Below are 20,829 nucleotides of genomic sequence, written 5' to 3'. Positions count from 1 at the left end.
TTCAAGGAATCTGAGGAAAGGGGGGAGAGTCATGAACAGGAAACGCAAAATATGGCTGTGGGCAATTGCCCTCGTCGTTGTCCTCGGAGCCATCTGGCAGTGGGGCATCCCGAGAACCCAGCATGTCACGAAGTCGTTTCAGATGGTTGTGGTGAATGACAGCATCGGGCAAGTCAGTCAGCGAGAAAAAGTATATCAGGAAGGGGAGATTGTTCCCGTCCAACTGGACCTGACGAGGAAAACCTTTTTGTGGTTCCGCCCCTCCATTTCTGGCGAGTTTGTGATCGGGGAAGAAGGATATGACATCCAGCCGGTCTCAGCAGAGCAGAGGAACGGAACGACTTCCTTCTCCATTCGGCGGCAGCAAGCCGATCCCGTCTCATTTGAGTTCGACGTTGTATACGCGAACTCTGATTTTACCTCTGTGGCGGTCATGACCCTGGATGGAATGCTGGCAGGCCCGGCCAAGACACTTGAGGAAGCAAGAACCATATACCGTCAAGTCATGTTCCCGGGTTTGAAGCTGATGGATTAAGGATATCCACAAGGTTGTGCACATCATCAACAGGCTCTGGGTATAGACGAGCGTTCTCTTCCCCAAACTTTCACACATATCCACAATCATTTTTATCCACAGGTGGACAAGTGAAGGGAAGAAGGGTCGGTGAAACAGGCGAGCGGGTTCGCTCGTCTTTTTTGGTATGGACACATGAAGAACAAACCGCACCGGTATACTGGAAACAGTAGGGCAGTCCGCCTGCCAAGCCGGTTATTCGGAAGTGAGGGCACCATGAAGCGCAAGAGCATTACCGCAAAGCTGTTTCTTCTGACCGTCATTTTCTTTGGCTGTTTCTATATCATGATCATTGCGTCCCATCTGCTGTTCTTCAACAGCTTCTATCAGGAATACCGCGTGAACAAAGTCGAGCGGGCGCTGGACAAGTTTGCCAAGGAATACTCCGCCGCCCATTGGAACGGGAACGAGACCGCCCTCCATGCGGCCAAATACATGAGCCGAAGCCGAAGTCAGCTGGCCATCATTAATGCAAACGGGGACCTGGTGTTGGAGGATCCATACCGGATCGACCTGGAGCTCTCGGATGGGCGGAAGATGATGGTTTCTTTGTCCGTCCTGATGAACCAATACGGGGATGAGCTGCGGAGTGCAAACATTCGCGTAGGCGACCGTCTGACCATCTGGGGGGAGATCGATGAACGAGAGGGCCATACCCCCGTTTTGTACCCCGAGAAGATTGAAAAGCAGGGAACCGAGGTCGTCGTAGGCAAAAGCCTGGAGCCGGAAACCGAGCCCCTAACCGGAACGGTGCTGAACATCCTGCTGCCGAACATCAAAAACTGGAGCCAACGCCAGGGGCTGTTGATGAGCGCACTTAGCGAAACCTTCCCCTTGTCAGCGGAGGCCATTCATAAAGTCGAAAGCATGGAGAAGCTCAAGCTGCACTGGGTTGAAGCCTGGAGCGGAATGAACAACCAGATCATCATTCAGCCTGTGACCACCTCAGCGGGTGAGGTCCAGCTCCTGTTCTCCGTTACGTCTTTTCAAGAGATCAAGGATGCGAACGAAGCGATGCGCTGGTTTTACTTCTACCTGGGGATAGGCGGGTTTGCTCTCATCCTGATCTTGGCCCTCTTCTATTCGAAGATGGTGACCAAGCCGCTCCTGGCCTTGAACCGCATGGCGAAGAAGATGGTGCGCCTCGACTTTACGGCGCTTACCCCTCTGCGCAAGAACGACGAGCTGGGCAACCTGTCGGAAAGCCTGTTCACGATGTCTCGGGAGCTCGACAAAGCCTTGCGGGAGTTGAAGGAGGCCAACCACCAGCTGCAACACGATATGGAGCAAAAGGAACGGATGGAGACGATCCAACGGGACTTTTTCTCCAATGCCTCCCACGAGCTGAAGACGCCGATCAGCATCATCAAGAGCTATGCTGAAGGGTTGCAGGATGGAGTGAGCGTCCATAAGAAGGACCACTATATCTCCGTCATTCTAGAGGAAGCGGATAAGCTGGAGATGCTGACCCGCACGATGCTGGATCTGGCCCGTCTGGAGTCAGGGACCACGCCGATCGCCCGGAAATCCTTCCTCCTGAGCGAGCTCGTCGAGAAGGTGGCGGACAAGCTGACGTATCTCCTGAAGGAGAGAGGCTTGGCCATTGTCGTTATTCCAACGAACGAGCTTCCGGTGTGGGCCGATCCCGAGCTGATGGAGCAAGTGATGATCAACCTGCTGACCAATGCCATTCGCCACGCGGAAGAGGGGAGCCCCATCACCGTCGAGATCCAGAGTGACGAGAAGACCAGCCGCTTGTCCGTCAAAAATAAAGGGGAGCCGATCCCGGAGGCCCAACTCAGTCACATCTGGGAGCGGTTCTATCGGGGAGAAGCCTCGCGGAGCCGCCAGACGGGGGGCACGGGCCTCGGGCTCTCCATCGCCAAGCACATCCTGGATCTGCACGGCTGTGAGTACGGGGTGAGCAATGAGCCGGACGGGGTGCGATTCACGATCTCCTTCCCTGGGCGAGGCTGATTCGGTAGAGAGAGGGTAGACCCATATGGCAAAAAGAGTGCTTATTGTCGAAGATGAAATTCGCATTCGGGAGGTTTTGTCCGATTATTTTCTACAGGACGGCTGGGATGTCTCGGAGGCAGAGAACGGCCAGGACGCCCTTCGGTGGATTGAATCGTGCTATCCCGATCTGATCCTGCTCGACGTCATGATGCCGGAGATGGACGGATTTGAGGTGTGCCGGGAGGTGCGGAAGCGCTCCGGCGTGCCGATCATTCTGCTCACTGCCAAGTCGGCCGAGCAGGACAAGCTGCTCGGCTACGAGCTCGGGGCAGATGACTACGTCACCAAGCCGTTCAGCCCGAAGGTGCTCGTGGCCAAAGCCAATTCGCTCATGAAGCGCGTCACGGAGAATTACTTGCCGGACGGCCACTTGCTGCGATTTGGCCGGGCGGTGCTCAACACGCTGTCCCATCGGCTGGAGGTGGGGGAGCGAGAGGTGGAGCTCTCGCCGAAGGAATACGAGCTGCTCGCCTTCCTCATACAGAATAAGGAGCGAGTCGTTACCCGAGAAGCCATCATCGCCCGCGTGTGGGGCATGGAGTTTGACGGAGACAACCGGGTGGTGGACTCGCATATCAAGAAGCTCCGAGCCAAGCTGGGCTACGACTCTCATCACATCCGCACCGTGGTGGGAACCGGCTATCAATTTTCCATGATGGAGGACATATGAACAAGAAACTCATTCCTTACGCGTGCACGGTGTCCAATCTGGGAGCCGGAGGTGTCTCGCTGCTGTTGACCATCCGCGGCCACTACAAATGGGCGCTGCTTCTCATCGTAGCCGCCGCTATGTTTGACGTATTCGACGGATTTTTGGCTCGGATGCTGGGCTGCACGAGCGAGTTCGGCAAGCAGCTTGATTCCCTCGCAGACCTGGTGTCCTTCGGGGTTGCCCCGGTTTTTCTCATCCTGCAGCAGAACCTCGAAGAAGCCCCTGTGCTTGGCCCGGCTGCGGGCATCGTGTTCATCATCTGCGGAGCGCTTCGTCTGGCCCGCTTTAACCTCACCGCCAGCAGCCCTGTCTTTACCGGAATGCCCATTACGGCGGCCGGTACGCTTCTCGCTTTTTCATCGCTGACTCATACGACCGTATCTCCCGTGGGAACCCTTCTATTGATCGTGCTTCTGTCCTACCTGATGGTCAGCCGCATCTCGTTCCCCTCCCTCAAAAAGATCGCCATCAAGAAGTAATGAGGTGTTGAACGCAGATGGAAATGGCAAAAGAAATGATTTCCCAGCACGGCTATTACGCCATCACCCTGCTCCTTGCTCTCGGGATTGTCGGCCTGCCGGTTCCCGATGAAACGCTCATGGTGTTCGTGGGGTACCTGGCCTCTCAAGAGATTCTGAACTACTTCTATTCTCTCCTCTTCTGCTTCATCGGCTCGATTACCGGAATGCTCGTCAGCTACGAGATCGGCAAGCGGCTTGGGTTGAAGGCGGTCAACAAATGCGGCAGATGGATTGGCCTCACGCCCAAGCGATTCGAGAAGATCAAGGGCTGGGTGGCAAAATACGGGATGTGGTCTATCCTGATCGCGTACTTTGTCCCCGGCGTTCGCCATGTGGCGGGCTATGTTTCGGGCATTACCCAGATGTCATTCCGCCGCTATGTCATCCTGTGTTGCGTGGGTGCGGCGATCTGGACGGTGTTGTTTGTTTCGATCGGCTACATGCTTGGAGACAAATTCGCAGCGGGTTGAGCGGATGAACAGAGCTGCCCCAAGCTTACGGCAGCTTCTCAATGCCATCGATGGCCAGCATCAGATTTGCCGCAACATAAAGAACAATCCAAAGGGCTGTGAAGGTCGCTCGGTAGCGTCCCTTTTCCACTTGATTCTCACGCAAGTAGCTTTTTACGGTTGCTTTGCTTTTCCGAAAGGCGATCATCCCTCCGACAAAAAACAGAGCGTAAAGCGTATAGGTGATGATCCCCTGTGTCCGATCCGGAAAATCCTGTATCAGGAAGCCAAGCCCATCGCTGAACACGAAATTGTTAATGACGTGAAGAAGAATAGCCCATTTGATCGAGTACTCCATAGCAACATAAGCCAGGATAAGTCCTGCAAAAGTCGCGAACAGACCCTGCATAAGATTGGCATGAAACACCCCGAACAGAATGGAGGAGGTGACGATGGCGTACACCCTTCCGTACTTCTCCAACGAGCGCAAAACCGCCCCCCGAAACACAATCTCCTCCGCAATCGGTCCGATGAAGGAAGCGTACAAAAGCATGGATAAGGTCGTGCTTGTAGACGTTGCCGAATCGATCTCTCCCATAAGAGAATAGCCGAACGCGTTGAAGGCTCTCTCTGCCCCTACTCCGCAAAGGCTGAAGACGCTTTGAGCAGACAAGAAGCAGAGCAGGATTCGGACAAAAGTGGTCGTGTTCATGGGGGTCTTGCTCACCGTAAGGTCGGGGGAAACCAACTTCCTTTTGCGGAAAAGCACAAGGAAGAGCATCCCCAGGACAATTCCCAGGATGCTGGGCCAGCCGTTTTCGTTCAGTGAGGAAAATAACGCATCGCCGGCTTCATCCAATGACTTTGAAGCTTGCATTTGGATAAGTATAGAGATGATGGCATAGATGATTATGGTCAGGAATAGGGCTCCCTCATAGCCCAGCAGGGTGAGGCCGATTTTGTTTACCTCTTTCCTGAAGCTTTTCTTGCTGTCTGGTGCCGGGGTTAGCATAAACAGAATCTCCTTCGCCAAGTGTCTCTTTAGTAAGAATGAGTGTAGCATTACTACTACGTAACTCAAGATAAAATGAAGCATTCATTTTGAAATTTGACACACACCTCTCAAAAAAGGAAGACATCTTCCTGATAGGCTGCCTTGACAATTTAAATCGTAAAAATTACTATTAATAAGCATTGATTCTTCAATTGTGGTGAGGAGACCCGATTTGTGACTCGGCGAACGGTATCCGTTGCAGCAATTTCTCTAGCCCTGCTTGCCGTTCTGCTCCTATCGGGGCTGGCGGGGAAGCTGGATTTGACGGCGGGGCTGTCTTTTTTGGGAACCGAAGAGGTACAGGCCTTTAAAGCGATGTTCATCAGCCTGTTCCTCGAAGCCTTCCCCTACCTCCTGCTGGGGGCGTTTGTTTCCTCGATTTTGCAGGTGCTGGTGAAGGATGAATGGATTCAGCGAGTCATTCCTCGCGGTCCGATTGGAGGGATGGCGGCAGGCTCTCTGCTTGGCCTGCTCCTTCCGATCTGTGAATGCGGAATGGTTCCGGTGGTGCGCAGACTCCTGCGCAAAGGGATGCCGCTGCATGCGGGAGTCGCCTTCCTGCTGGCAGGCCCGATTGTGAATCCGGTCGTCTGGAGCGCAACCTGGGCGGCCTTCCGGCTGTATCCCGCGATGGTTTATGCCCGCATGGGCCTCGCGTTGCTGGTTGCGTTCACGATCAGCGGGCTGGTATACCGATTCGTCCGGTCGAACCCGCTGCGGGAGGCAGCGGACGACCATGAACCGTTGCTGGCGCAAGGGTCCAGCCATGCGTGGCGGGCTGGAAGGGAGCAGAGAGCGAGGGGAGGGAAGCTCGCTTCCATTCTCGATCATACGGCGAATGAACTCGTGGACACAGGCAAGTACCTGGTTCTGGGTATTGCCGTGACGGCCTGGATCCAGGCCACGATTCCACGGGCTTGGCTGATGGATGCGGGACAGGAGGGCTGGGCGACGTATGGGATGATGCTCGGGCTCGCTTACGTGTCCTCGCTGTGCTCCACTTCGGATGCTTTCGTGGCGGCCTCCTTCGCGGGAGTCTTCCCGGCGGGGGCGCTCTTAACCTTCTTGGTTGCCGGGCCGATGCTCGATTTCAAAACCACGCTGCTGCTGCTGTCCGGCTTTCGCGCCCGGTTTGTGCTTTTGCTGGCGGGTGCCGTCGCCGTTACGGTTACGGGAGGAGCCATGCTGTGGGCGCATTGGGTGTTTCCGTGAAGGGCACAGCACGAAAGAGAATAGGGATCATGAAGAGCACAGCAAGAAGAGCGGGGTCATTGCAGGGTACGACACGAAGAGTAGCATTGAACCGTTAGCGTTCGTCTTTGTTAATCAGAAATTGTGCTGGAGAGGGGGAGGGTGCTATGGCTCATGAGCAGAAGCCGGGTAACAGCTCTTTGTCGCGCGCAATGCAGGGGGTTCTCTTCATCGGGCTGTCTGCTTACCTCGCTCATTTGATCCAGGCGGACAAGCTGTCCCTCTACATTGTGCCTCGGCTGGAACCTGCGGTTCGAGCGGCGGGGCTGGCGCTTTTCCTGCTTGGAGCCTGGCAGGCGCTGCAAAGCCTTCGCGACACCATCCCCCGCTATGCATGCGCATGTGAGGAGGGGAGGAAGCCGGGGCTGCGCAGGAAGCTGGCGGCTCTGTGGCTGGCCCTGCCGCTCCTGCTTGGAGCGCTGCTGCCGGACACCGTTCTCGGGGCGAGCGTCGCGGACAAGAAGGGGCTTGTGTGGAACCCCGGCGACTACGCGGCCAAGAGCGCAGAGCTTTATGCAGGCGGCGGAGGCGGAAAGGGGGGAGGAGGCAAAGACGGCGGAGGCTCGCCGCAGAGCTTCTCGCCGGAGGTGAGTGCGGCCCGCTTGCGCGAATATGAGCTGCTGGCCGACGAATTGCACGGGCAGGATTGGATTCGAATCGGAGACGTCGGCTATATGGAGCGCCTGGCGGCGATGGACTTGAACCGGGAGCGGTTTGTCGGCAAGACATTACAGCTCAGCGGGTTTGTCTATCCTGCGGAGGATCGGGCAGGGGCGTTCTTTCTCTCTCGGCTCGTCATGCAGTGCTGCTCCGCCGACTCCCTTCCTTATGGCTTGCTGATCGAGGGGGCGGAAGCGACTGCCTTCAAGCGAGATGACTGGGTGCGGGTGACGGGCACGCTTCGAGAAGTCCCTTACCAGAACCAGATGATTCTCGCCTTGACTGCCGTCTCGGTGGAGAGCATGGAGAAGCCAAGCTCCCCTTACGTTTATCCCTACACCGGAGCCTATGCCGATCTTCCTTGATCCGGTATGGGCTGGCAAGGTGGCGGAAGGCTATGTTGAAATATCGTAAAAATTACTATTAAGGAGGACGAAAATGGCTAAACAATCGAAGATTGCAAAGGAAAAGCAGCGGCAGCAGCTCGTTTTTCGCTACGCTGCGCTTCGTCAGGAGTTGAAGGAACGTGGGGATTACGCAGCCCTCCAACGGCTTCCCCGTGATTCCTCGCCGACCAGGCTGCATCACCGCTGTGCGCTGACAGGACGCCCCCGCGGTTACCTGCGGAAGTTCGGCGTGTCACGCATCGCATTTCGCGAGCTGGCCCACCGGGGCCAGCTTCCGGGCGTTAAGAAATCGAGCTGGTAAAAAAGGAGGAACGAGCATGATGGAGACACGCATTCCGGTAACGGTGCTCTGCGGTTATCTGGGTTCGGGGAAAACGACCCTCTTGAACCATGTACTGAACAATCGCGACGGCCTCAAGGTCGCGGTGATCGTGAACGACTTGAGCGAAGTAAACGTGGACGCTGCATTGATCCGCTCCGGCTCGAACCTGTCGCGGACGGAGGAGAAGCTCGTCCAGCTATCAAACGGCTGCATCTGCTGCACGCTGCGTGCGGATTTGCTGGACGAAGTCAATCGGCTTGCCGAGCAAGGGGCTTTTGATTATATCCTCATCGAAGCGACGGGCATTGCCGAGCCGCTGCCCATTGCGCAGACCTTCTCCTATCGGGATGAGGCGGGACAGGTCGACCTCACGGACCGCTGCCGCCTCGATTGCATGGTTACGGTCGTCGATGCCTACGGCTTCTGGAAGGACTTCTCCTCGGGAGAAAGCCTGCTGGAGCGGTCCCAGGCATCAGGCGATCACGATACCCGCGATGTGGTCGATCTGCTGATCGATCAGATCGAGTTCTGCGACGTGCTGGTTCTGAACAAGTGTGATCGGCTGGAAGAGGATGAGCTGCGTGAACTGGAGGCGGTCCTCCATACCCTGCAGCCGCGGGCGAAGCTTCTCCGAAGCACGTACGGTCAGGTCGACCCGAAGGAGATCCTGAACACCGGCTTGTTCGACTTTGAGGCCGCGAGCGCTTCGGCCGGGTGGCAGCGCGAGCTGCAGCAGGAGCATACGCCGGAGACCGAGGAATACGGCATCGGCTCGTTCGTCTATCGCCGCAAGCGGCCGTTTCATCCCGAGCGGCTCTTCCGCTTCTTTGAAGAATGGCCGGAGGAGGTCATTCGCTCCAAGGGCTACCTGTGGATCGCGACGCGGAATTCCATCGCCGCTTCTATCGGCCAAGCGGGTCCCTCGATCCAGTTCGGCCCGGCGGGCTACTGGATCGCCGCCGCCTCTCCTGCTGAGCGGGACGCCATCCTGCGGGAGAATCCAGAGGTTCTGGAACAATGGGATGCAGTATGGGGCGACCGCATGACGGAATGGGTGCTGATCGGCATTCGGCTCGACAAGGAAGCGATCACCGCTGACCTGGACGCGTGCTTGCTGACGGATGAAGAACTTACCTCAGACTGGACCGCCCTCCCCGATCCGCTCCCTGCGTGGACGGTACCGGATGAGGCGAAGGAGGAGATCGGCTCATGACTCTGTCTGGAAGTGGACCGGTAGGCGGGCCGACTCCCGTCGTGCTCTTGACCGGCTTCGTCGGCAGCGGCAAGACGACCCTGCTCACCCGCATGCTCGACGAAGCGAAGCGGGCGGGCCTCCGACCAGCCGTGCTCATGAACGAGATCGGCCAGGTCAGCCTGGACGGAGCGCTCGTGCAGGAGGAGGTGCCGATGACCGAGCTGATGGACGGCTGCATCTGCTGCAGCGTCCGCGGAGAGCTGGTCGGGGCGATCCAGTCTCTCATCGAGGAGCATAAGCCCGATCTCCTCTTTGTCGAGGCAACGGGACTTGCGAATCCCATTGAGATCGTCGAGGCGATTACCGACACCTCGCTTTTCCTAAATACCGAGCTTCGAAGCTTGATCACCGTAATCGGTGCCGATCAATTCTACGGGATGCTATTCGGCAGTCACGCCTCCCGCATCTCCCGCTCCACCTTGCACCTCCTGGAGGATCAGGTACGGGTAGCCAATCGGATCGTGCTGAACAAGGTGGAGCTTCTGCAGCCCGACGAACTGTACCTCGTGAAGGAGAAGCTTCGGCAGTGGAATGACAAGGCGCTTTTGCAGCCTGCCTCTTACTCATCCGTTCCGGTTGAAGACTGGATTGTGAGCTTCACGGAGGCTGGAAAAGGAGAGCCCCAACCCGGCATTCCCGCTCAGACCCGCTCGGATCGGGAAGAGGGCGAGCCTCGAAGCCTGCCCCACGAGCACATCACCGTCTTTACGCACCAACTGGAGGGTCCGGTGAAGAGGAAGAACTTCCAGCAGTTTATGGCAAGCCTGCCGCCTGAGGTCTATCGAGCCAAAGGGCTCGTCACGTTCCAGGGCGAGGACTCTGGAGAAGCAAGGCACTTGATGCAGTATGCCTACCGAGAGCTGTCACTGACCAAGCTGCTTCCGCGCAAGAAAATCCCGGATGTGCTGGTCGTGATGGGAGAAGGCATCTCGCTTGCAAAGCTTCGGCAACTGGTGCTTCAACTGGAGGAGCGGCTTCCCGGAGCCGCTCGCGGAAGATCAGGGCTGCGGGTTGGGGCGCGGCAGTAACGCGATGAGCAACACCCTCGCCATTGCGTGAACAGAACGGAGCGAGGAAGCGAAGTCGTTTAACGTCTAAAGCGACATCAAGCATGGTTATGAAGAAAAAAGGAGGTGAATCCCATGCGCGTGATCGTCACCTTGGCTTGCACGGAGAGCGGAGAACGCAATTACACGACGACGAAGAACAAGCGAACGACGCCGGAACGACTGGAGCTAAAGAAGTACTGCCCCCGCTTGAAAAAGGTTACCCTGCACCGGGAGACCCGATAGGCTGTCCGCACGGGACAGGGAACGCGGAACAGATCGGTTGGGGCGAACCCATTCATACGGAGCATTGGTAGGCTCGTTCTGCTTCGTATACACTGGTCTCAACCAAACAGGCAAAGGATGAGACCCGCCATGAGCAGCTATCGGATCGGCATCGATCTCGGAGGAACCAATATCAAATCGGCCATCTTCGACGCCGACAATCATCTCCTGCTGGAGAGAAGCGACCCGACGGAAGCCTCGTCGGGTCCTTTCCCTGTTCTCGCCCGGATTGCCAACATCGTGCGGGAGATGCTAGCACAGCAGGCTATCGCTTCGGAGCAGGTTGAGTGTATGGGCATGGGCATTCCGGGGCTGCTGAACCCGGCCACGGGGATGTCCTTCTTCTCCCCCAACTTTCCCGGCTGGGAGAACATTGCGGTGGTGGAGGAGATGCAGCGGCATTTTCCGTTTCCGATCTACATCGACAATGATGTGCGGATAAACCTCTACGGAGAGTGGAAGTTTGGGGCTGGAGTGGGGCGGCGCAACCTGCTGCTCGTCACGCTCGGGACGGGACTCGGTTCAGGGATTGTGGTCGACGGCCGCGTCCTGTATGGGCAAACAGCCAGCGTCGGAGAGATCGGTCACCTGAACATGTTCCGCGAAGGACGTCCTTGCCGCTGCGGAAGCTCCGGCTGCCTCGGGCGGTATGTCTCCGCAGTGGGCATGGTTCGCACCTTCACGGAAAGGCTGGATCAAGGCGAGCCGAGCGTGGTTCGGCAATGGGTAGACGGGGACACCAGTGCGATCACCGCTCGTATGATCTCGGATGCCTACGACGCCGGGGATGGTCTGGCGAGGCAGGTGATGAAGGAGACGGGCGAGCTGTTCGGCTTCGGGCTCGGGAGCGCGATCAACCTGTTCAACCCGGAGCTCGTCATCATCGGCGGCGGGATGTCCGCCGCAGGCGAGCGGCTTCTTGCTCCTGTGCGCGAGACGGTGGCGCTTCACAGCCTGAAGGTGCCGCGGGAAGCCTGTGAGATCGTCCCCGCGAAGTTGGGGGGGCGAGCGGGGATGATCGGCGCGGCCGCTTATGCCGCAGAGAGACATTCTGCAGAGAGACGGTCCGCTGAGCAGGAGCAGCATTGGGATTGAGGACACGCCTTTTCCTGAGGATAGGCGGAACACGACTCGCCTTCTTTAGGTGTTAAGCGGCTGCACTCGTCTTTCTTCGCCGAAGAGGGAACCAGAATGCGAAGGTGTAATAGACAGGGATCAGTTCCACCACTATCCAAAGGATAACCGTCACAGTGGAATAGAAGTGCATACGGTAGATTGCAAGGTGATTGGCGTAATAGTAGGCGATGAGCCATGCGATTCCAATCAGGACGGGAGCCATCAGCCGCTCTCCTTTGCCACGTGTGAAATGGAGCACTGAGCGAATGGCACAGTAGATCAGGAAAGCGCTGTGGATGAACATGGAGGCACTCCAGACCCCGATGAGTAGGGGAGCGGTCTTGGACATAATCGACTCGGTGTTCATGCTGCGGATGACATACGGGTAGTCGAATTCTGCTCCAAGATAAGGGCCGAAGATCATCAGGATGAGCAGCCAGCTGTACAGCACCACCAGGCATAACCCGGTCTCGGCAATCGCGATCCGTTTGAACGTTCCCTTTTCAAGCTTCAGGTCGGGGGCCACGAAGAGCAGCAAAATCCATTCGGCGAACCAGGACAAGGTAATCACTCCGTGCTTCATCAGCTTCATTCCGTCGAAGGATGTGACCATCGCCCTCATCATTTGGTAATCCGCCTGTTGGGTGAACAGGAAAGCCATGTAGGCCATGGTGCCGATGATCAGCAGGAACAAGCCCTCCGCCATGTAGACGAGCGTAGGGAAGCCTCGCGTGACGGTGTACAGGATGACGAGTCCGATGATGGTTAAGATGAACCATGGCGGCGTGTCGCGCAAGTAATTGGAGCTAAAAAAAAGCACGAAGGTTTGCATGTCGAAGGCCGTATAGTACACACACCAAGCCAGCACCAAAAGAACGAAGAAGCCATGAATCCAGCGCCCCAGCAGCTTGCGGCCAAACTGGATCCATGGCTTGTTTCCGTTTGCCCGCACGACATACACAGTGAACCAGAGGAGGGCGAGGCTTCCCAGGTAGCCCGCAATAATGCCCATCCAGCCTTGGTAGTCCTTGTCGTTTAGCAGGGTGGGAACAAGAAAGATGGCGGCCTGCGAGTTGAAATAAACAATAAACAGGCGGGCGAGCTGCCAAGGAGAGGTACGCATGACGAGCCTCCTGACGGGTTCAGTTTTGCTTGCCGTAATCGTTGAGGGTGTAATCCGTTACGACGCGAATGTCGACTTCCTTGCGGTACGCTTCCTCCCACCGGGGGCGAAGCTTTTGCCACAGCTTGGGGTAGTTCCATTCCACAAGCGATCCCAGCCGCATGGCGTCTGTTCCGGCTTCTTGTGTTTTGGTCAACGCTTGCTCCACATTTTGCCGAATCTGCCGATTCAGCTGCCGCAAAATCAGGTTGTGGAGGGCGTTGGCATTCCTTCCCTCTTGATCCTTCACCGTCGTCAGGCCAACCCGTCCCTTCAGATGGATCGTAAAGACCGGCCGGCCCTTCTCCAGCCTCACGGTTCGTCGGGAGGAGGTTTTCGTGAAGATGGCGTTTGCGTAGCTTTTCTCGTTGTTCCAATAGATGGTGTAGCTGGGGTCTTTTAGTTTGCCGTAGGCCAGCGCCAGCGAACGTCCTTCCTCCAGGTCCAAGGTTCCTTTTAGCTTCTCCTTGTTGAACAGCATCACGCCGTTGATTCCTGACCAAGTGCGGTTGCCATCTGCAGACTTCTCTGGTGTTGGAACAGAGCTGCTCGTGATGTACGTCAAGCCGTAGCCGAGCCCGTAGGAGCTGGCGACCAGGCAATCCCTCGCGCTCGTATTCAGCATGTGCCGCTCCGAAGCGAAGGACATGAGGATTTGGGAAGGAATCTGCTCATAGATGGGAGTCAGGTTGGCTGTCTGTATCACATTATCGGTACCGATGAGAAAGGCACCCATGGAAACCTCGGGGTCCCGGGTGATCCATTCCAGCAGGTCGGTTAGCCCTTGGGCGGCATAAGCTTTGCCCACCAGAATGACCTTCAGCTCCGCCAGGCTGAGCTGACGGCTTAGGTCCTGCTGGATCATGACGAGCGCATCCGGTATCGTCCGGCCCGTTTTTGTGATCATGGCGTAGGGCTTATTGGCCCCCCCGCTGCTGCCGGTCTGCTGACCGCTTGTCAGGTGATTGGGGAGCGGGGTGCTGATCGTGACGCTCACCGTACCTGGAGCGGGACCGACGTCCAGGTAGAGACCGAAGGCAAACGCCCATTCATCCAGTTCGACCCGGGACCAGCAGCCCGTCAAGCCAAAGAGCATGACGAGCGCCATCGCCAGCTTGATCGCTTTCATGAGCCGGATGCTCCTCCCCGCGACGGCTCTCTGGAAGAGATCGGCGTACGCTTGCGCTTGTTGAGGGAAGAAGAAGGGAATCGGAAGAAGGTGTCCTTCCACTCCCGAAAGATGAGCGGGGCAAGCGGCTCCAGATACGGAGTCTGGAACGAACGCAGCGAAGCCATATGGGCGTAGAGCAGGAAGGAACCGGCGAACACGCCGATCAGGCCCATGGTACCCCCTAAGAGAAGGATAGGGAAGCGCAGCAGGCGGAAAATCAATCCTAACTCCATATGCGGGATGATGTACGAGGCGATCCCCGTGACCGAAACGACAATGACAAGGGGAGCGGAGACGATCCCGGCCTGCACGGCTGCTTGGCCGATGACGATACCTCCGATGATGGATACGGTCTGGCCGAGAGGCTTGGGGATCCGTGTTCCGGCCTCGCGCAGCGCCTCGAAGGTCAGTTCCATGACGAGGGCCTCCGACAGAGCGGAAAAGGGGACATTTTCCCGGGCGGACGCGATGGTGATCAGCAAATTGGACGGGATGATCTGAGGATGAAAGGTTGTAATCGCCACATAAAGAGAGGGCAGCAGCACGGAAACGAGCGAGAAGAACAGCCGGACCAGACGAATCCAGCTTGCTGCAAAGTAGTTCTGGTAGTAATCCTCCGACGATTGCATGAACGAGAAAAAGGTGACCGGAGCCAGAATCACAGTCGGTGTTCCGTCCACCAGAATGCCGACACGGCCGTCGAGCACGGAGGAGGCAGCGGCATCCGGGCGCTCGGTGGTCAGGAACAGGGGGAGGAGGGACCGGCTCATCTTCATGTTTTCCATCAGGTAGCTGATTCCGAAGACCCCGTCCACTTGGATTGAGGAGAGGTTCTCTCTCAAGCGCTGGATGAGCGACTCGGAAGCGAGGCCCTCGATATAGAGCAGGCAGATGTTCGTCTTGGTAAAGGTTCCGACCGTCATCATCTGAGTCTTCAAGCCGGGATGCTTGATCTTGTGGCGGATGAGGGACAGGTTGCTTTCCATGTCCTCGATAAAGGCCTCTTGAGGGCCGATGATGACCAACTCGTTTTGTGATTCGCTGATCGACCGCTTCTGGTATTGGGTGATGTCCAGCGAGGCGAATGCCCGAAAGCCCTCCAGGTAGAGCACGGCTTTGCCCATCACCACGTGATCGGCGGCCTGAGACGGATCCTCGACAAGAGAGCCGGGAATTGAGAAGGCTACCTCTTCTTCCATCCGGCGAACGAATTCGGTCCATTCCTCCTCGGCATTCTCTTTCTCCCGCAGTGGGAGCAGGATGGAATGCTGCAAGGCATTGGTGTTGATGATGGACGGGATATAGACCAGAACCCCGGTGCGGCCGTAGGTTCGAACGGGCTTGAATGTGACATCGGAGCAGTTGGTCAGGTGCTTGGTTAAGCCCTGTAAAAGGGACTTGGACATAGGAGGCCTCCTTCCGGGTTCAGCAGGATCTATTCCGGTAGGATGCCAGATTTTACGGAAAAGTATGCCAATACAAAAAGCCTAACCAAATGTAGGCGGTCAAGAGCCTTCTCTGTTCAGGACGCTCCTTCATCAAAAAAGACGCTCCCAGTGGGAAGCGTCTTGACAATATATGGAACGTATGTTCGTTACGAGGGACAATGGAAGCAAAGCAAGTCCTGCTTGTTTTTCACAATATTAGTATAAATCGGCCGAGAAGATAAGTCTACCTCTTTTCCAAAAAGTGGTCTATAGTTTGAATACCCGGCCGGGGCATTCTGGACAGAAAGAGGGAAGTCCGTGCAGATTCGTCTTTGGAATACCAATTTGAAGGTCCGATTATTCGGAGAAGCCCTGTACAACATGCTGTTTTGGATGTACTTCCCTTTCCTTACCGTCTACTTCGGAGAAGCGTTCGGCAATGGGGTAGCGGGGGCAATCATGTCCGTACCGCCCTTGTTTAGCATAATCGGGAGTTTGGCTGGGGGCGGATTGGCAGACCGATTAGGGAGACGGCCGGTGATGCTGCTGGGCGCTTTCATTCAGACCATCATGTTTGTTCTGTTCGCGATATCCCCGTCTCCTTGGATCGACTATGCAGCCTTCATCGGCATTGGGTTAGGGGGAGCCGTCTATCGGCCGGCAAGCAGCGCCATGGTGGCGGACTTGGTTCCCGCGGAGGAACGGCGTCAGGTGTTTGCCACGTTTATGACGGCCAATAACATTGGCGCTGTGCTGGGGCCAGCGCTAGGGGCCGTTTTCTTCTTCCGCTACCGATCAGCGCTGCTTGGAGCCTGCGCGCTCGTGCTGCTGCTGTATTTGATTGCTATTTATTTCCTGGTTCAGGAGTCTCTGCCGTCAACGGGGAAGCGGAGAGAGCCCCGATCCTTGTCGCTTGTGTTCAAGGAGCAGTGGAGCGGCTACGGTGTTATTTTACGGGACCGTGTGTTTCGGGTGTACCTTCTGGCAGGCATCTTCGCCCTCATCCCCATCATGCAGCTCGATCTTTACCTGTCTGTTTACGTCATTCATCATATCCCCACCCAAGCTTTGATTACCTGGAGGGGTGACGCCCTTCTGCTGACCGGTAAGGAAATCTACGGGTGGCTGTTGGGCTTTAACGGTCTCTTGTTTGTCTTGTTTATTCTCCCGGTAACCAAATGGTTTCGCCGCTGGAAGGAACGGGATGTCTTCATTCTTTCTTCGCTGTTATCCGGTGTGGGGACCTTCGCTGTGGGACTGAATGATCGGCTGGGCTACTTGTTCTTCGTGACGATCCTCTTCACTTTTGGTGAACTGGTTCGTTCCCCCGTGACCCAGAGCTTCATCAGCCGGTATGCCCCCGAGCATGCCCGAGGGCAGTACATGGGGGCGGACAGCCTTCAAAATACGATCGCGAAGTTCCGCGCTCCCCTTACCGTCTTTTTGTCCAATTGGATCGCTCCCATGGGAATCTTCAGCATCATTCTGGCGATCTCCCTTATCAGCGTGGGGCTGTATCGCTGGCTCTTCCGAATCTATGTGGAGCGGCCGGAGAGCGAAGCGGCAGCTTCGACGTCCGGTTCCGCTTCATCCTAGCGGTCGGACTCTTCAAGACGCTGAGCCAGCAAGCGGAACACCTTCCTCGTTTCCTCCTGGGGAATGGCGGAATAGGCATCTCCGATGCTCACTTCAAAGGAGTTGATGCCGTCCTCGGTTTCCTTCAGATAGCGGGTGATGCCGATGCCGGTCTCCACCTGAACAGAAGCCAGGATCGGCTCCAGCTTCTCCTTGGCCAAAGCGATGTGAACATGGAACATGTTCGAAACCGGTACTTTCGGCAGAGTGGACACATGAGGGCAGCTGTTGAACAAGGCCGCCAGCTCCTTGGCCCCTTCGTAGTAAAGCCCCATCTTGCCGATGCGCTGCCGGAAGTAATAGGCCGAGGAGATGATGTAGGGATAGAGGCTGATCAGGTCTCCTCCGTGCCGTCTCTTCCAAATCTTCGATTGCTCGGTGAATGCCTCCGGTCCGGCCAGAATCGCTCCGGCTACCGCGCCGATTCCTTTGTAGAAAGAGATATATACGCTGTCAAATAATTGGCAGACCTCGGCTGCGGTTTTGCCGTAATAGGGGAGAATTTCGAACAGCCGCGCACCGTCGAGATGAAGCCGGATTCCCCGTTCCCGGCAATGGGCAGAGATGGCCTCCAGCTCTCCAAAAGGGGGAAGCTGGCCGCCGATTTCCCGCTGCGGCAGCTCCAGCAGGAGGCAGGAGAGGTCGCCCTCGATGGCCAACACATCCTCAAGCGTAATCAGCCGATCCTTGTCGGCGAGCAGCAGCGGCTCCAGATGATGCAGCTCCTTCAAGCCGTCTTGTTCGTGAATCTCCAGGTGGCAGAGCGGGTGGTAGGCCACCCGTTTGCAGCCGACTTGGTCACTCCAAATGCGCAAAGCGATTTGCTGGGCCATGGTGCCGCTCGGAAAGAAGACGGCGGCTTCCTTGCCGAGCAAGCCCGCCATTTCCGCCTGAAACGGTTCAATGTGCGGTCCTCTGCCGTAGACATCGGCCCCGAGGCTTCCTTCTACCTCAGCAAAAGCGTCCTTCAACATCCCTACCTTCCATTTCCCGTGTCCTCCGAGTTGATTGGCTGCTGTCATATAAGAACGCATTAAGCTTTTTTCATCGATCATTCGGTACACCCACCTTTTCTTCTGTGCGGCGAATTTGATTTGTCTCTATCATCCCAAGCCTGCTCCCAAAAGGCAATAAGAGATTGTTCAACAAAAAAGAGGATATCCCTCCGCCATCTAGGATGACGTTGGGGATATCCTCTTCCTCCTTAAGTGTTGCCGGAGACGAGCTCCTTGAATTACTCGCTGCGAAGAGCGACAACCGGGTCTTTCTTGGCGGCGAACTTGGCGGGCATGAAGCCGCCCAGCATGGTGAGCGATACGCTCAGCGCCACCAGCAGGAAGGCGTGCAGCGGATTGAGCTGCGCCACGTTCGACAGGTCAGTGATGCTCTTCAGGATGAGGTTGATCGGAAGGGTCAGGAGGTAGGCGATGGCAATGCCGAGCAGGCCGGAGAGCGATCCGATGATGAAGGTTTCCGCGTTAAATACCCGCGTAATGTCCTTCTTCCGGGCGCCCAAGGCGCGCAGAACGCCGATTTCCTTCGTCCGTTCCAGAACAGAGATGTAGGTGATGATCCCGATCATGATGAGGGAGACGACGAGCGAGATTCCCGCGAAGGCAACCAGGACGATGGTGATGCCGTTCATGATGCCGCTCGACAGCTTGGTGACGATCTCGGCCATGTCGGTGTAGACGATCTTGTCCTTCGTTTCCTTGCCTTCGTTCCACTTGTCCAGGAAGCTGACGATGCTTTCCTTCGCTTCGAAGTCCTTGGGATACAGGGAGATCATAGCGGGGATGCCCGAAGCGCCGAGAGAACCAAGCGCATCCTCCTGCGTGAGGGCTGTGAGCGGATCGACGGAGCCGACGCTGGTTTGGCCAATCATGACTTGGTTGTTCATGGGGTTCGCTTCGCTTGCTTCCAGGAAAGGCTTACCGGATACGACATTAAGCTTAGTATCTTGCGTTTGCGCTTTCGCGACAGCAGAATTCTTCGCATTCTCGATGAAGGTTTCGGCCAGCTTATCCGAGTAGGCGATTCCGGCTGTCATGGTGGACATTGGCGAATCTTCCTGCTGACGGATGATCCCTGTAATCTTCAAGGTAACGGCATTCGGGTTGTTGTACAGCTTGCTCAGGTTGGCGGCATCGCCGTTTACCGTGAACAGGGAGCCGTTCTTCGTATAGAAATCGTCGTTGTAGATCAGCTTGAATTCTTTGCCGACGATCTGGTCGAACGAAATGGATTTGGCCTTGTAATCGAGGCCGAGCGCTTCGAGGGCGCTGTTGTTAAGACGGTTGTAGGAGTCGACGACCATGACGAGGTCGGTTGGCTCCTTGGGCAGGCTGCCGGCGAGAAGGTCATAGTAGGATTCCAGGTAGCTGCTCGTCGAGCCGCCCGGCTTGCTCGGATAAGGAGCGAAGCCTGCGTTGTTTGTGTTGAGCGAGACGGCATTCGTTCCATCCATACGGAGGACGTTCATGTTCACTTTGCGGCTATAAGAGATCCCATCAAGGTAATCCGGGGAAATTCCTTGGAGGTACTCGATGTACTCCGGGGTTATCACGTTCTTGTGCAGGATCGTGTTGGCCATGGGATCGTACGGATAGAGCTCGCTTGCCTTGGTAAACTCGGTCATGCCTGCGGTTCCCTGCATCTGCCCGGGGGAGGTGGCGTTCGCCGTGTCGAGCATAGCCGCGGTCTGGCTGACCGTGACGGGGAAGTTGGACAGAGCACCGGATTCGTAGCTGCTGATCTGCTTGTCAAACCCGTTCGACAAGGACAGAATGAGCGCAATGCCGATGATGCCGATGCTGGAGGCAAAGGCCGTGAGGGCCGTCCGCCATTTCTTCGTGCCGATGTTCTTGCCGGACAGTTTGAGGGCGGTCCAGAAGCTCATCGCGGTTTTCTTGAGCTGGTAATTGCTGCGGATGCTTTCTTCCTCCGGCGGGTTACTGTCGGAGATGACGTTGCCGTCCCGGAATTGCACGATCCGATCGGCATAAGTCTCGGCCAGCTCGGGGTTATGCGTAACCATGATGACCAGCTTGTCCTTGGCGATCTCCTTGATGAGCTCCATGATTTGCTCGCTGGTCGCGGTATCAAGAGCACCGGTCGGTTCATCCGCCAGGATGATGTCGGGATCGTTCGCCAGCGCCCGGGCAATGGCGACCCGCTGCATCTGACCGCCGGAGAGCTGACCCGGCTTCTTGTGAATGTGCTCCTGCAAGCCGACGCGCTCCAGCGCTTCCAGCGCCTTCTTGCGCTTGGTGGATGCGGATACGCCGCTCAAGGTCATGCCCATCTCGACGTTGTCGGTGATGCTGAGGTGGGAGATCAGGTTGTAGCTTTGGAAGATAAAGCCGACGCTGTTGTTGCGGTAAGCATCCCAGTCACGGTCCTTGTAGTTCTTCGTGGACGCTCCGTTGATAATCAGGTCGCCGCTGTCGTACTGGTCGAGCCCCCCGACGACGTTCAAGCAGGTGGTTTTGCCCGAGCCGCTCGGTCCCAGAATCGCCACGAATTCGTTCGCGCGAAACCGCAGGTTGACGCCGTTCAGCGCCTTCTGGGTAAAGCTTCCGGTGGTGTAGCTTTTGGTAATGGATTTGAGTTCTAGCATGACCGGTTTCTCATCCTCTCTGTCTCTTTGTTCCTTTTTCTCTGTTCTTGAAAGTCACTCTTCGTCTCGATTGCGTTCAGCATAACACGGGTTTATGAACTCAATATAAACTAAGTACGGAAGCGGGCGGGTAGGGTTTCGGTT

General features: G+C 56.6%; 19 protein-coding genes. 13 read left to right on the top strand and 6 right to left on the bottom strand.

The features are described from left to right. Window positions 1-31 precede the first annotated feature (31 nt). The 5 genes from AAFN83_RS14645 (at window position 32) to AAFN83_RS14625 (ending at window position 4,296) form a co-directional block, all read left to right on the top strand. Entirely contained in the window at window positions 32-535 is a 504-nt protein-coding gene (locus AAFN83_RS14645; RefSeq protein WP_347770615.1) for a hypothetical protein, read from the top strand. 255 nt (window positions 536-790) lie between these two features. Continuing rightward, window positions 791-2,551: a sensor histidine kinase gene (locus tag AAFN83_RS14640; protein WP_347770613.1), complete on the top strand. Its 1,761-nt coding sequence runs from the start codon at window positions 791-793 to the stop codon at window positions 2,549-2,551. A 25-nt stretch (window positions 2,552-2,576) separates the two neighbouring features. Further along, window positions 2,577-3,263 carry a response regulator transcription factor gene (locus tag AAFN83_RS14635; protein WP_347770611.1) on the top strand — a complete coding sequence of 229 codons (687 nt, stop codon included), beginning with the start codon at window positions 2,577-2,579 and terminating at the stop codon, window positions 3,261-3,263. Then, a complete protein-coding gene (gene pssA, locus AAFN83_RS14630) occupies window positions 3,260-3,784 on the top strand; it encodes a CDP-diacylglycerol--serine O-phosphatidyltransferase (RefSeq protein WP_347770609.1) in 525 nt (174 codons plus the stop codon). The genes AAFN83_RS14635 and pssA overlap by 4 nt, the downstream gene beginning before the upstream one ends. A 17-nt stretch (window positions 3,785-3,801) precedes the next feature. Continuing rightward, window positions 3,802-4,296 carry a DedA family protein gene (locus AAFN83_RS14625; RefSeq protein WP_347770607.1) on the top strand — a complete coding sequence of 165 codons (495 nt, stop codon included), beginning with the start codon at window positions 3,802-3,804 and terminating at the stop codon, window positions 4,294-4,296. 25 nt (window positions 4,297-4,321) lie between these two features. Here the strand turns inward: AAFN83_RS14625 and AAFN83_RS14620 are convergent, their stop codons facing one another. Next, a complete protein-coding gene (locus tag AAFN83_RS14620) occupies window positions 4,322-5,287 on the bottom strand; it encodes a CPBP family intramembrane glutamic endopeptidase (RefSeq protein WP_347770605.1) in 966 nt (321 codons plus the stop codon). A gap of 216 nt (window positions 5,288-5,503) precedes the next feature. On the opposite strand from AAFN83_RS14620, the gene AAFN83_RS14615 reads away from it, so the two are divergent. The 7 genes from AAFN83_RS14615 to AAFN83_RS14585 all read left to right on the top strand — a co-directional run bounded on the left by AAFN83_RS14615 (window position 5,504) and on the right by AAFN83_RS14585 (window position 11,650). Continuing rightward, window positions 5,504-6,541 (top strand): permease, encoded by a 1,038-nt coding sequence (locus AAFN83_RS14615; protein ID WP_347770603.1) that lies wholly within the window; start codon window positions 5,504-5,506, stop codon window positions 6,539-6,541. A gap of 146 nt (window positions 6,542-6,687) precedes the next feature. Beyond that, entirely contained in the window at window positions 6,688-7,605 is a 918-nt protein-coding gene (locus AAFN83_RS14610; RefSeq protein WP_347770601.1) for a TIGR03943 family putative permease subunit, read from the top strand. Window positions 7,606-7,678: 73 nt separating this feature from the next. Continuing rightward, window positions 7,679-7,948 (top strand): 30S ribosomal protein S14, encoded by a 270-nt coding sequence (gene rpsN / locus AAFN83_RS14605; protein ID WP_347770599.1) that lies wholly within the window; start codon window positions 7,679-7,681, stop codon window positions 7,946-7,948. 16 nt (window positions 7,949-7,964) lie between these two features. Further along, a complete protein-coding gene (locus AAFN83_RS14600) occupies window positions 7,965-9,182 on the top strand; it encodes a GTP-binding protein (RefSeq protein ID WP_347770597.1) in 1,218 nt (405 codons plus the stop codon). Continuing rightward, complete coding sequence (locus tag AAFN83_RS14595; protein WP_347770595.1) at window positions 9,179-10,252, top strand: CobW family GTP-binding protein; 1,074 nt, start codon at window positions 9,179-9,181, stop codon at window positions 10,250-10,252. The genes AAFN83_RS14600 and AAFN83_RS14595 overlap by 4 nt, the downstream gene beginning before the upstream one ends. 114 nt (window positions 10,253-10,366) lie before the next feature. Beyond that, window positions 10,367-10,516, top strand: a complete 150-nt coding sequence (rpmG, locus tag AAFN83_RS14590; protein ID WP_347770593.1) for a 50S ribosomal protein L33 — start codon at window positions 10,367-10,369, stop codon at window positions 10,514-10,516. A 129-nt stretch (window positions 10,517-10,645) separates the two neighbouring features. Further along, window positions 10,646-11,650 carry an ROK family protein gene (locus AAFN83_RS14585; RefSeq protein ID WP_347770591.1) on the top strand — a complete coding sequence of 335 codons (1,005 nt, stop codon included), beginning with the start codon at window positions 10,646-10,648 and terminating at the stop codon, window positions 11,648-11,650. A gap of 52 nt (window positions 11,651-11,702) precedes the next feature. On the opposite strand, the gene AAFN83_RS14580 is transcribed toward AAFN83_RS14585, so the two are convergent. From AAFN83_RS14580 to AAFN83_RS14570, 3 genes are read right to left on the bottom strand one after another with little or no spacing between them, the layout of a single operon-like run. Beyond that, a complete protein-coding gene (locus AAFN83_RS14580; protein ID WP_347770589.1) occupies window positions 11,703-12,794 on the bottom strand; it encodes a GerAB/ArcD/ProY family transporter in 1,092 nt (363 codons plus the stop codon). 19 nt (window positions 12,795-12,813) lie between these two features. After that, window positions 12,814-13,962 carry a Ger(x)C family spore germination protein gene (locus AAFN83_RS14575; RefSeq protein WP_347770587.1) on the bottom strand — a complete coding sequence of 383 codons (1,149 nt, stop codon included), beginning with the start codon at window positions 13,960-13,962 and terminating at the stop codon, window positions 12,814-12,816. Further along, window positions 13,959-15,410 (bottom strand): spore germination protein, encoded by a 1,452-nt coding sequence (locus AAFN83_RS14570; RefSeq protein ID WP_347770585.1) that lies wholly within the window; start codon window positions 15,408-15,410, stop codon window positions 13,959-13,961. Before AAFN83_RS14570 ends, AAFN83_RS14575 begins: the two co-directional genes overlap by 4 nt. A 339-nt stretch (window positions 15,411-15,749) precedes the next feature. Between AAFN83_RS14570 and AAFN83_RS14565 the strand changes: the two genes are divergently transcribed. Further along, entirely contained in the window at window positions 15,750-17,027 is a 1,278-nt protein-coding gene (locus tag AAFN83_RS14565; protein WP_347770583.1) for an MDR family MFS transporter, read from the top strand. On the opposite strand, the gene AAFN83_RS14560 is transcribed toward AAFN83_RS14565, so the two are convergent. Continuing rightward, the gene (locus tag AAFN83_RS14560) at window positions 17,024-18,121 is read right to left on the bottom strand and encodes a threonine aldolase family protein (RefSeq protein ID WP_347770581.1); all 1,098 of its coding nucleotides are present in this window, start codon (window positions 18,119-18,121) and stop codon (window positions 17,024-17,026) included. The two genes, AAFN83_RS14565 and AAFN83_RS14560, sit on opposite strands and share 4 nt — an antisense overlap. A 179-nt stretch (window positions 18,122-18,300) precedes the next feature. Then, window positions 18,301-20,685, bottom strand: a complete 2,385-nt coding sequence (locus AAFN83_RS14555; RefSeq protein WP_347770579.1) for an ABC transporter ATP-binding protein/permease — start codon at window positions 20,683-20,685, stop codon at window positions 18,301-18,303. Between the last annotated feature and the right edge of the window lie 144 nt (window positions 20,686-20,829).

The organism is Gorillibacterium sp. CAU 1737 (genome assembly GCF_039888655.1).
Classification (GTDB): domain Bacteria; phylum Bacillota; class Bacilli; order Paenibacillales; family NBRC-103111; genus Gorillibacterium.
The sequence above is the reverse complement of the archived record's forward strand: the minus strand, read 5'-3'. Positions and strand labels throughout refer to the sequence as shown.

What these genes read in the sequence shown, in the direction of transcription:
- AAFN83_RS14645 (WP_347770615.1), top strand. Translation starts at nt 32, where the DNA reads ATGAACAGGAAACGCAAAATATGGCTGTGGGCAATTGCCCTCGTCGTT.
- AAFN83_RS14640 (WP_347770613.1), top strand. Translation starts at nt 791, where the DNA reads ATGAAGCGCAAGAGCATTACCGCAAAGCTGTTTCTTCTGACCGTCATT.
- AAFN83_RS14635 (WP_347770611.1), top strand. Translation starts at nt 2,577, where the DNA reads ATGGCAAAAAGAGTGCTTATTGTCGAAGATGAAATTCGCATTCGGGAG.
- pssA (WP_347770609.1), top strand. Translation starts at nt 3,260, where the DNA reads ATGAACAAGAAACTCATTCCTTACGCGTGCACGGTGTCCAATCTGGGA.
- AAFN83_RS14625 (WP_347770607.1), top strand. Translation starts at nt 3,802, where the DNA reads ATGGAAATGGCAAAAGAAATGATTTCCCAGCACGGCTATTACGCCATC.
- AAFN83_RS14620 (WP_347770605.1), bottom strand. Translation starts at nt 5,287, where the DNA reads ATGCTAACCCCGGCACCAGACAGCAAGAAAAGCTTCAGGAAAGAGGTA.
- AAFN83_RS14610 (WP_347770601.1), top strand. Translation starts at nt 6,688, where the DNA reads ATGGCTCATGAGCAGAAGCCGGGTAACAGCTCTTTGTCGCGCGCAATG.
- rpsN (WP_347770599.1), top strand. Translation starts at nt 7,679, where the DNA reads ATGGCTAAACAATCGAAGATTGCAAAGGAAAAGCAGCGGCAGCAGCTC.
- AAFN83_RS14600 (WP_347770597.1), top strand. Translation starts at nt 7,965, where the DNA reads ATGATGGAGACACGCATTCCGGTAACGGTGCTCTGCGGTTATCTGGGT.
- AAFN83_RS14595 (WP_347770595.1), top strand. Translation starts at nt 9,179, where the DNA reads ATGACTCTGTCTGGAAGTGGACCGGTAGGCGGGCCGACTCCCGTCGTG.
- rpmG (WP_347770593.1), top strand. Translation starts at nt 10,367, where the DNA reads ATGCGCGTGATCGTCACCTTGGCTTGCACGGAGAGCGGAGAACGCAAT.
- AAFN83_RS14585 (WP_347770591.1), top strand. Translation starts at nt 10,646, where the DNA reads ATGAGCAGCTATCGGATCGGCATCGATCTCGGAGGAACCAATATCAAA.
- AAFN83_RS14580 (WP_347770589.1), bottom strand. Translation starts at nt 12,794, where the DNA reads ATGCGTACCTCTCCTTGGCAGCTCGCCCGCCTGTTTATTGTTTATTTC.
- AAFN83_RS14575 (WP_347770587.1), bottom strand. Translation starts at nt 13,962, where the DNA reads ATGAAAGCGATCAAGCTGGCGATGGCGCTCGTCATGCTCTTTGGCTTG.
- AAFN83_RS14570 (WP_347770585.1), bottom strand. Translation starts at nt 15,410, where the DNA reads ATGTCCAAGTCCCTTTTACAGGGCTTAACCAAGCACCTGACCAACTGC.
- AAFN83_RS14560 (WP_347770581.1), bottom strand. Translation starts at nt 18,121, where the DNA reads ATGATCGATGAAAAAAGCTTAATGCGTTCTTATATGACAGCAGCCAAT.
- AAFN83_RS14555 (WP_347770579.1), bottom strand. Translation starts at nt 20,685, where the DNA reads ATGCTAGAACTCAAATCCATTACCAAAAGCTACACCACCGGAAGCTTT.